The sequence below is a fragment of the Paenibacillus cucumis (ex Kampfer et al. 2016) genome, from assembly GCF_019748695.1.
GTDB lineage: Bacteria > Bacillota > Bacilli > Paenibacillales > Paenibacillaceae > Paenibacillus > Paenibacillus polysaccharolyticus.
The window spans coordinates 189,922-204,160 of record NZ_JACLIC010000002.1 but is presented as its reverse complement, the minus strand read 5'-3'; the positions used below and the strand labels follow the sequence as shown (position 1 = coordinate 204,160).

General features: G+C 44.5%; 10 protein-coding genes. 3 read left to right on the top strand and 7 right to left on the bottom strand.

What is annotated here, in order from left to right:
• Positions 1–14: 14 nt before the first annotated feature.
• Both H7T88_RS00885 and fabD read right to left on the bottom strand, forming a co-directional pair.
• The gene (locus H7T88_RS00885; protein ID WP_221786486.1) at positions 15–2,603 is read right to left on the bottom strand and encodes an AMP-binding protein; all 2,589 of its coding nucleotides are present in this window, start codon (positions 2,601–2,603) and stop codon (positions 15–17) included.
• Positions 2,596–3,804, bottom strand: a complete 1,209-nt coding sequence (gene fabD / locus H7T88_RS00880) for an ACP S-malonyltransferase (protein WP_221786485.1) — start codon at positions 3,802–3,804, stop codon at positions 2,596–2,598. Before fabD ends, H7T88_RS00885 begins: the two co-directional genes overlap by 8 nt.
• A gap of 247 nt (positions 3,805–4,051) precedes the next feature.
• Here fabD and H7T88_RS00875 point away from each other — a divergent pair, with 247 nt between their 5' ends.
• Together H7T88_RS00875 and H7T88_RS00870 are read left to right on the top strand one after the other, a co-directional pair.
• Positions 4,052–4,702: a TetR/AcrR family transcriptional regulator gene (locus H7T88_RS00875; protein WP_221786484.1), complete on the top strand. Its 651-nt coding sequence runs from the start codon at positions 4,052–4,054 to the stop codon at positions 4,700–4,702.
• Positions 4,702–5,967, top strand: a complete 1,266-nt coding sequence (locus H7T88_RS00870) for an MFS transporter (RefSeq protein WP_154886693.1) — start codon at positions 4,702–4,704, stop codon at positions 5,965–5,967. Before H7T88_RS00875 ends, H7T88_RS00870 begins: the two co-directional genes overlap by 1 nt.
• 94 nt (positions 5,968–6,061) lie before the next feature.
• On the opposite strand, the gene H7T88_RS00865 is transcribed toward H7T88_RS00870, so the two are convergent.
• The 5 genes from H7T88_RS00865 to crdA all read right to left on the bottom strand — a co-directional run bounded on the left by H7T88_RS00865 (position 6,062) and on the right by crdA (position 13,117).
• Entirely contained in the window at positions 6,062–7,159 is a 1,098-nt protein-coding gene (locus tag H7T88_RS00865; RefSeq protein WP_221786483.1) for a GerAB/ArcD/ProY family transporter, read from the bottom strand.
• Positions 7,160–7,175: 16 nt separating this feature from the next.
• Positions 7,176–8,354 (bottom strand): Ger(x)C family spore germination protein, encoded by a 1,179-nt coding sequence (locus tag H7T88_RS00860; RefSeq protein WP_221786482.1) that lies wholly within the window; start codon positions 8,352–8,354, stop codon positions 7,176–7,178.
• Positions 8,351–9,868, bottom strand: a complete 1,518-nt coding sequence (locus tag H7T88_RS00855) for a spore germination protein (RefSeq protein WP_221786481.1) — start codon at positions 9,866–9,868, stop codon at positions 8,351–8,353. Before H7T88_RS00855 ends, H7T88_RS00860 begins: the two co-directional genes overlap by 4 nt.
• A gap of 170 nt (positions 9,869–10,038) precedes the next feature.
• Positions 10,039–12,489 carry an NADH:(hydroxy)cinnamate reductase subunit CrdB gene (crdB, locus tag H7T88_RS00850; protein WP_221786480.1) on the bottom strand — a complete coding sequence of 817 codons (2,451 nt, stop codon included), beginning with the start codon at positions 12,487–12,489 and terminating at the stop codon, positions 10,039–10,041.
• A gap of 13 nt (positions 12,490–12,502) precedes the next feature.
• The gene (gene crdA / locus H7T88_RS00845) at positions 12,503–13,117 is read right to left on the bottom strand and encodes an NADH:(hydroxy)cinnamate reductase subunit CrdA (RefSeq protein ID WP_221786479.1); all 615 of its coding nucleotides are present in this window, start codon (positions 13,115–13,117) and stop codon (positions 12,503–12,505) included.
• A 181-nt stretch (positions 13,118–13,298) separates the two neighbouring features.
• Here crdA and H7T88_RS00840 point away from each other — a divergent pair, with 181 nt between their 5' ends.
• Positions 13,299–14,228 carry a LysR family transcriptional regulator gene (locus H7T88_RS00840; RefSeq protein ID WP_221786478.1) on the top strand — a complete coding sequence of 310 codons (930 nt, stop codon included), beginning with the start codon at positions 13,299–13,301 and terminating at the stop codon, positions 14,226–14,228.
• The last annotated feature ends 11 nt before the right edge of the window (positions 14,229–14,239 follow it).

The window sequence follows — 14,239 nt, the reverse complement described above, 5'->3', positions numbered from 1 at the left end:
CGACTCTCCCCTTCTCACTTACTGTGATACCGAAATGTTGGTAACCTATCAACACTCAGTAGAGACTCAATGGAGTCCGCGACTGTCTGGAACAACTCTTTCATAAGAACCCCGTTCATTCTGGAAGGGTTGTAGCGGAAAAAGAGCTCTGATGTATCTTTTAAGTCCTCCCACTCCATGATCATGTCAAATACGTTATGAAGGGCATCTTCTGTATGCAACCACCCTTTTTGTGCGAACAGGCAGCGGACATATCCAGGTTCAATGCGAGTCACATGTCTTTCAATATCTCTCGTGTGGTATACTTCTGCTTCGCCCACTTTTTTCTTCGCACCAGCCAGGACGAGCAAATCTTCTATACTTTCAACTTGCGCAAAATCCACGTGAAAAGGTACAATCCAGCCCTTGCCGTCCATCATAGTATGCACAGTCACTTTAGGTCCGGTCGATATTTCATAAATAGCGTTCGAAAAAAGGGCAAGCCATACCGCTTCGTCTGCAACTTGCAACTCGTGACAAAATGTTTGGAATCGATCTCGTTGCGACGAGGACATCACCATACGGTACTGATTCTCTGCTCCGCTCCACTCCGCTTCGAAGTACGGCGCTTCCAACTGAACTGCTTGGAGCTGTATCTCCTTTTTTGACAATCCATCTGAACTGGAAATTAGCTGTGCAAGCTGTTCCACAGAAGGGTAGGCAAAAATATCAGTTAGTGTGATGACATCCGGATATAGAAGGTCTACTTCCTCAAGCATCTGAATAACAAGAATCGAAGTTCCACCTATCTCGAAAAAGCTGTCATGGACTCCGAAATATTTCTTGCCAAGCAGCTTGCTCCATATTTCAAACAGCGCTTGCTGTGTCGCATCTTCAGGCCTATGCACCAGCGCTTCCTGTTCCCGCATTTCCTGCCATTTGCTTAGTTCGTCTGCGACTTTCTGAAATGCTCCTTCTTTGTATTTTTCAATATATTTGTAACGCTGTAACTTGCCGCTGGTCGTTTGATGTATCTTGGAAATCGGTAGAATAACACTTACATGAATACCCATCACATGGTTTATGTGTCTGCGAATCTGATCCGCGTGACGTCCGAATTCTTCCAGCTTGTCTCTGTACAAGACAAACAATACAACCTCTTCCGTGCCTGTAGCTTCGTTATACACTCCACAAGCAATCATTCGTTTGATTTTCAGATCCGTACATTCCTCTGCAATGCGTTCAATATCATAGGGATAATAGTTGGAGCCGTTAATGATGATGATGTCCTTGGTTCTCCCCGTAAACACCAGATGATTATGGATTAGAAAGCCCAGATCACCTGTATGAGCCCACTCGTCCGGCGTAAAAAGTTTGTTGGTCGCTTCTTCGTTGTTATAGTATCCGTCTGTAATATTTGCACCCTTGATCTGAATATATCCGATATACCCCTTGGAGAGCGTACGACCAGAATCATCACAAATTCTTACCTGACTACTTCGTAACGGGGTTCCCGTTCCAGAGAGTGCCAGCCCTGCTTCATCCTCACTTGATAGAAAAACGGCCTGGTCCCCGATACTGAGCGTATCTCTACGGACATAATACGTTGTGAACGCTTCGCTCTGCTCCTGAATACATACCGCCACACAAGCTTCAGCCATGCCATATCCCATTTTCATCGATTTCCCGTCAAGTCCAAAAACGGCCATCTCATCTAAAAATTGTCGACATGCGTCCACATCGATAGGTTCTGCACCGTTCACGATCGCTTTAATTGGAGTCAAATTCCAATCAAAAGAGCGCTGGTTCGCAGCTTTGTGATACGCGTTTAAGAAATACTTGATTCCGAAATTAGGCGAAGCGAGCATTGTTGCCTTGAAGTGGCTGGCGGATTGCAGCCAGAGAACAGGTCGTCTTATAAAAAGCCATGTTGGCATCTGATACTGATTCAACCCGGCCACCAGCGGGAGCAAATGGAACATAATCATGCCGAGGTCGTGAGTCAGTGGCATCCAATTTAGAAAAGCATCTTCTGAGGTGGCTCCCAAACGTTCTTCCAGATCATAAATGTTCGCGAGAAGTTTGCGATGTGTCAGTTTCACACCTTTGGGTTCTCCCGTTGTACCCGAAGAAAACTGAATAAAGGCAACATCGTCAGGGTGGACAGAAATAGGTTGCTCTTGATGTTCCAGGTTCTGGTTTATCAGATCCTGGATATTCAGTAGAGCACAATTTCGATCTGGAATGCGGGACAGATGCTCATGAAGTTCTTCCACATGCCGCGATTCCGCTACAATAAAGGGACGGTTCAGAACACCGGTTACACGTAACGTTTTGGCCAGCGATTCTTCATTTTTACTCACCGTCAATGGAACAGGGATGAACCCACCCAGCAGACATGCCCAGAAAATAACGAGGAATTCACGGGTGTTATCCAACTGCAAAATTACTTCAGATCCTTCATTTACTCCGTTCTTCCTTAGAAGATGCAGAGCAGACATTGAGGACCGATAAAGCTCCGCAAAGTTGCAAAATTCGCTCTGGGATTCCCCTTCAACAAAGGTGATCCCTCGCTCTTCCAGAACAGTGTGATGATTCAGGGCCTCATTGAGTGTGCTAAACATGCCGAACCACTCCTTCTTCAGCTATATGACTGAGAATATCTCCCCGTTGTAAAGCAGGAGTCATCTTACAATCCAAAATGTGATGTAACGCTTCGAGTGCTTTAGCATTACCGCCTGCAACATCGCCTGCCCTAGCAAGCTGCTCCAGTTCCCGAAACGGCCCCGCGACCTCTTCCAGATAATCCGAAGTTTCCCCGTGAATATTGTAGTTTTTGGTGCAAAGTGCCGCCTTTAAATAACGGGCATAGGAGATTGCTCCGGTCCCCTTAGGCGTCCTCTCATTTATCAGCTTCTGCAGATTCTCCTTTGTGTCTATAGACTGGATCATACATGCATCAAGCTTCTCTCTCCGCAACATATTACTTAACACGCTGCCTGGTCCAACCTCGATCAGGTTGTTAACCTGCCTCTCCATTAGGAATTGCACACACCCCTGCCAGCGGACTCTTTCTACCATTTGTTCCGACAAAAAAGAGGGGATGCAAGTCACTGAAGGATAAGGAAGTGCTGTAACATTGGAAAGCACGGAATAGCGCATGGAATGAAAAGGGATACGACCAAGTTCATCATACAATTGCATGGCCGCATTCTTCATGAATGGGCTATGGAAGGCACCGCCCACCTGGAGCGATGTAACATGACCTCCTAAGTCAATAAAGCGTTCTTTTATCTTTGTAAGCGCATTCACTTGACCGGAAACGACAGTTTGGCGACTGGAGTTCAGATTGGAAATGACCACCAAGCCTCGATATTCAGGCTCTAGGCATTCCTTCTCAATGACTTGAGAAGCAAGCCCATAGATAGCCATCATGGAGCCAGCTTTATTCTTCTGGGCATCTCGCATCAACATGCCTCTATAACGGACAAGGCGAATGGCATCTGCAAAATGTAATGCTCCCGAAGCAGTAAGCGCCGTAATTTCTCCAAGACTGTGCCCTGCCAGATAGACTGGCTCACGTTCCATTCTCTCCATTAACACACGAAAGGCAGCGATGCTAACCGTCAAAATACACGGCTGTGCGTAATCGGTCCGGGTTAGCTCTGCCAAACTTCCTTGAAAACAAAGGTTCGATACGCTGTATCCCAAGATCTCTGAGGCCTCTTCAAACGTTCTTTTGGCTACTATGGAACTGGAAAACAGCTCTTGTCCCATGCCTATATATTGCGATCCCTGACCTGGAAACAGCAGTGCCGTATGCATAACATCCCCCTCAGAACCAGATATTCGACAATATTCGATGTTCAATTTAGGTTGTTACATGCTTTAATCATCTAATCATAATTGAAATTTAAGGATTATAATACAATTTATTTACATTTAAACACATTATATCAACACTGCCTTAAACAGATCAATTTATTTTTTTTACCCATTGCAAAATGAACCACATGTCATTTATATTATAATAAATCGTGATTCATTTTTAAGAAAAGGAGGAATTGATCCGATGTCTCCAAAGTTATCCGACGATCAGAAGGAACTAAGGACTTTGCAAATTCTTGAAGCAGCGAAACGTGCATTTGAATACAAGGGTTATGGGGCAACAACGCTAAAAGATATCGTCGAAGAGGCCGGTATGAGCAGAGGCTGGATCTATCTATATTATCAAAGCAAAGAAGAAATCTTCGAGGCACTGCTTCATTGGCAAGATATGCGGTACAAAGAACACATCGAAACATTGATTCACTCTTCGTCATCCATCTGGAAAATTATCCAGGATCTCTATACGCAGCAATTAGAGGATCTGCTTCGTTTCCCAAATGCGGGACTACAATCTGCTTTCTATGAATACTCTCTGATTGGCTCACGCGATGAAGAGCGCCGGAACTTACTGATTGAGCGCTACAATTCGGGTGTTGCACAGTTCGCAACCTTAATTCGGATCGGCTTAGAGCGAGGAGAATTCTCGACTGACATGGACGTGATGGACATTTCCAGACTCGCTGCATCGTATCAGGAAGGAATCATGACACACTCCATCACGGTAGGTACCGAAAAGGCTAAAACAAGCATGCAGTTTGAGGCGTTGCTCTCGTATCTGAAAACACTGTTACACCCCGTAATGATTCACGAACCTGACCATTCGGAGGAAAACTAATGCAGGAACTTTTCCGTAATCCAACTTTCTTGAAACTCTTTCTGGCAACCTTCACTTCGCAGCTGGGAAATGTCGTTGGAAATATGGCGTTCGCTTATTATATGGTGGATCGTTTCAGTAACCAGCCGTCTTTGGCCAGTATGGCAGAGCTTATGTATTCCCTTCCAACCTTAGCCGTTTTCTGGATTGTTGGAGTCGTCGCAGACCGTTTTGATCGTAAACATATTGCTACATACAGTGACTGGATCAGAGCTTTGTTAACCTTGTTATTGCTACTTTTTGTTCACTATGACGTGTTGTTTATGTGCTTTCTGATTCTTTTTCTGCGTAGTTCCATTTCCAAGTTTTTTGGACCGGCCGAAATGGGACTTCTCCAAGGTAGCATCGGTCCAGATCAGTACGTTCACGCATCTGGACTTATTCAGATCATCTCAGGTGTATTTATGCTTTTTGGACTGAGTCTGGGAGCAACGGCATACCATTTCATTGGTATCGAGGGAGCTATTATCGTGGATTTGTGCAGCTTCCTGTTATCTGGTTTCCTTCTCGCCTGGGCCAAATTTCCCGAACAGGCACGCATGCCGAACGGAAAAAACCGTGTACGTGATCTGCGATTTTCTCTTGTCATCAAAGACTTCTGGCAGGGGCTTCAATATATTATACATAACCGGCTTCTGCTGATTTTAATTAGTGGATTCATGTTTTTTGGTATAGTTAACGGAGTTTTTTCCGTCCTTCCAATCTTTTCAATGAAGTACAAACTTAGCCCGGATCAGTATGTTGTCCATTCATCCCTTGTCACTGTCTTTATGGGGATTGGTTTCTTAATCGGCAGTATTTTGGGTCCCATTCTGATTCGGCGTTACACAAGAACTCCCATTCTGATCACTTGTCTATTTCTAGCAAGCCTGTTCCTGGCAGGATTGGGCCTCGTACCTCGTGTGGAGCTTTATTTCGTTATTATTCTGCTGGCAGGGATCGCCATTGCTCCTATCAACATTGCACTTGGTAGCTGGCTTCCGGAACTTGTTCCGCCTCAGAATATGGGACGTGTGAATTCACTCATTGAACCCGTTATGATGCTGGGCCATTCTCTGGCACTCGGAACGATCAGCTTGGCTTTCCCTGTGTGGATCAATGTGACATGGCTTCATCTGACACTCGCTATATGCACAGTCGCCGTTAGTTTCTTCTATTTGAGATCACTTCCGGGACTTGTTCGCAAAACCACGGCACCTGCAACTGCTGAACAGGCTACACCATAATCATATTTTCCAAACCAAATCCCCCTGCGATCCATCGGATACACTACAGCATCATCACGATGATTATTTCAGGGGGAACTCCATTTATATCCTCTCACACCCCCTTGTTCTGCCTGTTACGAATCATTGCCACAATCCACAACAACAGAGGAAGTAGAATAAAAACAACGGGCAGGTTAAACGGTACGGCTACAAGCTTCGGAAAAAGAATAGAGCTATCCACAAAGTTCCGTGGCAGCATAGATAGTATGATGGCAATTGGAGATGCGATAAAGATGAAGCTCCGCCAACGTTTAACCCCTAGCCACTGGGCAGTCCCGTAAGATGCTGCAAACAGATATAAAGACACCTTAATAAAAATCCCCATGATCCAGATCGCAACGACGATCGCATCGAGATTTTGCAGGAAACCAAAGGAAATAAAACGTACCAGATTAAGAAACGGATAGGTCTGTCTGGATGCCGTAGAATAACCAAAGATAGCAATACATTGCATCGCTGAAAGTAACGTGAAGAGACCAGCTACAACAGAACCTAAAAGAGCACCCCTCACCCCTTTTCGTGGATCAGCCACAAAGGGGAGAATCATCATGAGCAATATATTATCGCCTAGGAATGAGGCTGTTGGCAATGCTCCCTTAAGCAACACGGAAAACGTATTGTCCATAATAATCGGTTGCAGGTTATCAAGTTGGATTTGGGAAATATTGAGGAGCAAGGGCACCATAATACCAAGCAAGATGAGAGGGCCCAGTACCTCGCTGCATCTGGCCAAGACCTCGATACCCGCATACGTTACATAAGCCGCAACAATAAGCATGCCGATAATAGGGATGATGACTGGCGTCAATTGAAGGATGGTGCCAATCATAAAATCGCCGTACTGTCGCAAGATAATCCCTAGCACCGTAAACCAATATAATACATAGATCAAAATAATCACATGCCCTAGAAACTTGCCCATAATTTTAGGTGCATAGCTGATAAGAGACTCATTGGGATACATAATGCTTATACGTGTCAGCACATAGGCAAGTCCTACGGAAAACATACTGGAGAGTAATATGGAAATCCAGGCATCCTGCTTGGCAACAGCAATGGACGGATTAATCGTAAGCAGGATGGTCATACCAATCTGCATCGTGGAAATCAGCCAAAAAACCTGATTACCACTGATTTTTTCCTTGTACATGAAGACACTCCTCTCCCTATTGTTTCTGTTGGGTATTGAACATGCCTGGACGCAAAATATCCGCTTGTGCATTTACTGTAATTTTGAGTTCTGAAAAAATAGTGTCCCATTCCTTCTCATGTTTTTTCCACAAAACGGGATATTTACGGTGAAATGCACCAGCAAAATTAAAAATATCCGCTTTATATTTGGTTTTAGCTTCATGGATCGCCAAGTGAATACGTTCTTCAATATTTTCCTCCAACTGTTTTTCAATATTCTCCAAGCTATCAATGCTCTGATCAATGTTAGTCTCTGTTGTGTTCTGAATTAACTGATTTTTGCAATTCACATCAATTCTGATAGACCACTCTCCATTTTTGTACATCGGTATAATCTTGGATCGATTTCTCAACAGTTGCACCGATATGGTTCCCTTCGAATGCTCGGGGCGAATTGTAATGATCGCATTATTCATCTCATCTACAGCCCACAAGATACCACGAGTGATTCGGTTATCCGCTACACCTACCAACTTATGGTTGTGCATGATCGCTGTTCCGTTAATGTAACCAATGCCTTTGGATGGGTCATCTTGTCCCGAAGCTTGTAATATCTCGACCCAAGGGAGTAAAGCCGCTCTACTCTCATCCTCCAGCATCTCCATTAAATGTGCCATCGACGAGTTGATGCTCGTTTTGTTGACGGCCATCTCACGCAAAACTTCAGACGTATTTCGTTCCAGAATCGAATGTTTTTCTAATACTTCTCTGGCCTTTCCCTTGGTGACAAAAGTAAAAGCGCGCTCGCGCGGCTCGGAATCCCGCATGAGGAAGTCTAAATCATCCTTTAAGCCCTGCTCTACCTTTTCTGCACCAAATAAATAGACTTCGGAATGCCCCCAGAAAATTTTGCGCGAAAACTTCATCTGCAATTGGGCTAGAGCATCTGCTATATTGACACCTTGAGCGGATTGCACAAACGTTGTGCCACTTCCACCCGTTGCTTCTCCTCCAGACTGACTGCTCTGTGTTGAACCTTGTGGGATAAATATCTGGACACTGACTTCAATCGAGTTGTCACTTGCCTTATCAATGGCTACACCCGTTACAAGCGCAAGATCATTGATCTCCTTACGATCCCAACATCCAGCCAGCAGCGGAAAGAATAATAGAACAACCAACGTTAGACAAAAATAACGCATCGACGGCTTCATGGCGAGGCTCCTTCATCCTCTTGATCCGGACGGTTATTGGAGGGTTGCCGAATTGCATTTTTTCGCCCTGTCAAACTTGGTCTCTTGAGATTAGCCCATATTGGCGACACCATGAAGCTGTCGAGCATTTCACTCCACTTCATTGGCGCAAGGGGCTGAAGATAGGGAACACCGAGCGAGCGTAAGGAACATAGATGAATAATGATGGCGATGACGCCAAGCATCAGACCGAGCAGTCCAAACATTCCTGACAGAAACATAATCGGAAAACGTAACAGACGAATAGCGATACCCGCGCTATATTGTGGCAGCAAAAAAGATGCGATACCGGTAATGGCAACCACCATAACCATTGGGGAAGAAACAAGACCAGCTGAGGTCGCTGCCTGTCCAATAACAAGCGCGCCAACGATACTGACGGCGGAGCCGACCTGTTTGGGCAAACGTACGCCAGCTTCTCGCAGTGCCTCGAAGGAAACCTCCATGAGCAACGCTTCAATCAACGCAGGAAACGGAATCTCTTCCCGTGACTTCGCGATACTAAGCAACAATGAGGTGGGCACCATTTCCTGGTGAAATGTCAAAATGGCTACGTAAAGAGAAGGCAGCACCAGCGAAATAATCAGGAACAAAAATCGCAGCCAGCGAATGAAACTGCTTATGACATAACGTTGGTAATAGTCTTCCGGTGATTGTAACATCGCAAAGAAAGTCGTCGGGGCAATGAGACAGAATGGTGTGCCATCCACCATGATGCCGATTTTCCCTTCAAGGAGAGAAGCGCTGACTACATCCGGTCGCTCTGTAACCTGAATCTGCGGGAACGGAGAATAGGGGTGATCCTCGATCAATCCCTCGATATAACCACTTTCCAGCACACCGTCAATATCAATTCTCTTGATGCGGCTGTGAACCTCTTCAACTAATGCATGGCTAGCAATGCCGTCAATATGAACAACAAGTACCGACGTTTTTGTATATCGCCCAACCTGAAACGGATCTAATTTTAGAGAAGGGTCTTTAATTTTGCGGCGTAGCATCGAAGTGTTTACACTGAGTGTCTCTGTAAAACCTTCTCTTGGCCCGCGGATAATCGATTCTGCTGCTGGCTCCTCAATGCCCCTTTGCTGCCAACCAGCAATCCCGATAGCAATACCAAACGGCAGTTGATCTACAAGCAGTGCGACACAACCGTTAGCGATATGGTTTAACAGATCCTCAAAGCTTGTCACGACGGCGAGCTGGCTTGTGCTAACTATGGAACATATGTATGCGAAATCAATACGTGTATTGTCTGCGCGCGCTTGCAAGAGCGGGGCCAATACATGCAAATCCAGCAACGATTCATTGACCATGCCGTCTATAAACAACATAAACGCTTCTCTGTTGCCCGCAAGCGGAAATGTTCTGGTTTTGATATCTGTGGAATGGTTGTATATCGTTTGAACAATGTCCACATTCTCCGAAAGTTCGGTGCTGAAGGGCATCGTTCGGTAATCCAAAACGTCGACCATCTGAACGCTCCTTAAATAGGAAAAATAGTTTATTCGTTCAATGTACAGCCTAGTAGCAAAATTCAATGTAAGGATATATTTTCCCCAATCGGATTTTTTATTCTTTTAGCGTGAAAAAACAGCAAATAAACCACTTCAAAAGGAAGTGGTTTACGGATGGATTTATACCTCTAGCGTTCTATTTTCAAATTGCCCACAAGATTCATTTCTTCAACAGCCGTTTTACCCGCAATTCGTCCAAACGTAAAGATGTCTGTCAAGGCATTACCGCCCAAACGGTTACCTGCGTGAATACCCCCTGCCACTTCTCCAGCAGCATATAGATGGGCAATCGGCTGGCCGTTCTCATTCAATACACGGGTTTGGGTATCAATCTTGATGCCACCCATCGTATGGTGAACCGCAGGCTTTCTAGGCGTAGCGTAAAATGGCGCTTTTTCTACTTTTAAACTAAACGTATCCTTATGGAATTCGGGATCAAAGCCCGCTTCCACATAAGAGTTATACTTATCAATTGTCGTTCTGAGTACCTGAGGGTCCATGCCCACTTTTACTGCCAGTTCTTCAATCGTATCCGCTTTAAACAGAGTCCCCGCTTCAACCTGCCGATCTATCTTCTCCTGGCTGGTATTCGCTGCGGTTTTCTTAATCTCGTCGTCAGCGATTAGATAAAATAAACTTCCCTGTTCGATGGCCGCTTTAGTCAAGACATCCCGTCCAGAAAATTCATTAACGAAACGCTCACCTTTTTTGTTAACAATGACAAAGTTCTCAGGTGGTACTTGCAGTCCACTGAACAGTTCGCCAGTCTCTGGATCGGCTACAGGCATCATTTGTGTGAAACCCATGCCTGTTAATGCCGCGCCTGCACTCTTGCCAAGCGATATTCCATCCCCTGTCATCGCGTAGGAATTCGTCGTTTTGATATCATCATCGATGTGGCTCCAGTACGTGTTATATTCCTTGAGCATCTGTGTATTTGCACCAAAACCACCACTAGCAAGCACAACGGCTTTCGCATGAACGGTGATTTTCTGTCCGTTGACTCCAGTTGCAATAACACCTGCTATTTTTCCATCTTCGATGATTAGCTGTTTAACCGGACTATCTGTAATAATTTGACCGCCATTTTCTTCTACATACTTGCTAAGTGCGATGATAAAGGCAGAACCATAACTTTTGACAGGTTTATGACCACGTCGCCACAGGGCACCCACTGGAGCAAATACGATGCTCTTATCATATTCGACCCCGATATCTTCAAGCCATTGCACACTTTCCAGGGCACGATCTGTAAGTACTTTGACCAAATCATACTGTCCATAGATCGTATTGCCATTCAAATCCGTTCGTTTGCCCCCGAAATACGTTTGCATTCTGTGAAGTAGCGGAGAGTCGAATAAATACGCCTTTTGTGTTCCGAACTTTTCCTGATATGCTGTAAACTCTTCTTTAAGAGCTTGGAAATCATCTCTATATTCGGGATGGATTAGGTTCTCATCCGTACTTAACAAATTCTCAATAGTCTGTCTTTCACCTGGATTTTCATTAAACTGTTGTTGCCATAGAGGATCAGCTGCATTAACAGGACCACCCGAACGGATCGTGTTGCCCCCTACGGCTGGATATTTCTCCAGAACAATCGCACTTGCGCCGTGTTGTAAAGCTGTTGCAGCAGCACTTAAACCCGCGCCGCCTCCCCCTACAACGACCACGTCACAAGTATATTCCTCATCATCTTTCATCTGGCTGCTGGCAGGTTTTGCACGTCTTTTGAGAATATCCGGATTCACGCCGGCAAGCTTAACTGCTTTGGCAACACCGTTGATGACCGCATTGCTCGTTTCAGAAGCACCGGAGAGCGCATCCACATTGAGTGTCTGTCCTTCAATAATTTTATTCGGAATTCTTACAAAAACAACATCGGCGATGCCCTCGGTTTCCCCCTTTGCATCAATATCGATACTCTCGATTCGGTTTGCACTAAAAGACACTTTCATCGGCAAATTCCCACTGTGACCAATGGCATTGACCTCATACACACCCGGTTTATAAGTAAACTCTTCTTCCTCATTCAACTGATTAGAAATTTTGGCAAAACGAAGGAAACGCAGGAAACATACTTCCAAGAAATCAATCGTTCCTTCATGATTCAGGTTGCCTGCTTCGTCAAACGCTTTATGTGCACTCCCCAGCAAAAACTCATACCCTGGCATCACATTAGCTTCAACACCCGGTGCATCCAGAATTTGACGAAGATGCAACTGGGCACGAGATGAACCTTGCGTTCCCTGTGACGCACCAATGATCATAACCGGCTTCCCAGCCAGCGGATGGATTTCAAAGCTAAGCCATTCGAGCAGGCTCTTAAGGGATGAAGGGATGGAATGATTATATTCTGGAGTTGCAATGATGACGCCATCACTTGCGATAATTTTCTCATTAAACGATTGTATAATGGCACTGTTCGTCTGGTTATCGGATTGATTAAACATCGGCACATCGGTAATATCGAGAATCTCAATGGCTGCTCTGGACTCAAATTGTTTTTGCATGAACTGAAGCAGCTTGCGATTATACGATTTCTTTGCATTAGTGCCTACGATTGCTATGATTTTCATTGTAGTCAGCCTCCTACTCTTGCCAGGAAAATTTTTTCGTTTTTTGCTTCAACGTTCTTTTGGACAACAGTTCCGTCGTGATCTCCGTAAACAAAACAAACTCCCTGAAAATCTCTTCAAGCTCCGCTACTTTCTCTGCACTGATCAGGCTGCCACTATGATCAAATGCACTCTGCGATTTTCCCAAAAGAAACTCGCTGCTAGGCATTAATCTCGCGCCAAGCTCAGGTGAATCCAGAATTTGTCTGAGATGCGCTTGCGCTCTGGAAGAACCCAGCGAGCCGTGGGAAGCACCTACGATCAGAACAGGTTTGTCCTTTAAGGTTTGAGTGGTATAACTGACCCATTCCAGCGCACTTTTCAACACAGCAGGGATCGCATGGTCGTACTCCGGAGTAGCAATAATAATGCCCTTAGCTTTGGAAATCTGATCCAGTAAATCTTGCACCTTCACAGGAATGTCAACTTCAGCATCTTCTATTTCATCTTTTTCAATAAAAGCAGGTAGATCCTTAATTTCAAACAAGTCAATCTGAGCCTCATCTGCAAAATGCTTTTGCATAAATTGAAGCAGAGTACGGTTCGTTGATTCATCCGAATTGGTACCCACGATAGCTAAATAATTCATGGTAATCCCCTTTCTGTCATTCGAAAATAATGTTCGTCAAAGTCAGACTCGATCTTTCGGCATAACTCTAACATAGGAATGGAAGATTGATCTAATAGTTATTCATTGCAGTTTGATAACCAATTTGTTATAATCAGCTCAAATTCAAAGTTTGTTATTTTTTTCACAAAGGGTGAGGGACATGTCTAAATTAGAATCACAGGATATCTTGTGTTACATCGACAGCCTTTTGAAATACAGTAACTTTAGCAAAGCCGCCCAATCACTGTATATTTCTCAGCCCTATCTGACCAAGGTCATCAAAAAAGTCGAAAGCCAGTTGGATTGTGAGCTGATCACTCGCAACAAACTTCCGTATCGATTAACCGAGCAGGGAAAAATCTATTATCAGTATTTAACTTCTCTCGAACATAGCTATGCCAAGCTCATGAAAGAAATCTCATATGCATCAGATATCGGCAACAAAGTGTTACGAATCGGAATTCTGCCTAGCCTGGGTTCTTATTTGATACCCCTTTTTTTACCTGCATTTTTAAAGCTTCATCCTGCTTATAAGATTAATCTAGTAGAGGATCTGCCTGAAAAAAATGAAAAACGGCTGCAAAATGTTGAATTGGACTTCTGGATTGGACAAAATTCGAGTAGTATTTCTCCAAATCTAAACGCATTTAGTTGGGGCAAGCATAGCTACCGGGCAGTTATCCCGCGCGGCTGTGAACTGTATCAAAGAAATGTTGCCGTCATCCCGGAGGGTACGTTTGATATTGCTACCATTCTGAGTCAACAGCTCGTTTTAACGTCCAAAGGCTCTGCCGTCCGTAAACAGATCGATCAATTACTTAGTGTGCACAAAATACAACCAAGCATCGTGATGGAAAGCTACGAAATTCACACAGTGTTGAAGCTTGCCAAACAAAATATGGGCCTGACGATCATTCCCGAAAGTGTCCGAATTGACGAGTCTGCTTCGGAATACAACATCTATCCGATCCCGATTGATAAGATGAGTCTGGACTATTTTATAGCACATCATAGCGAAAGAAAGCTGTCTAATGTGGATCATGACCTTATCCATACATTTCTGAATCATGGACAACAATGTGCAGTGTAGGAGGAGATCCG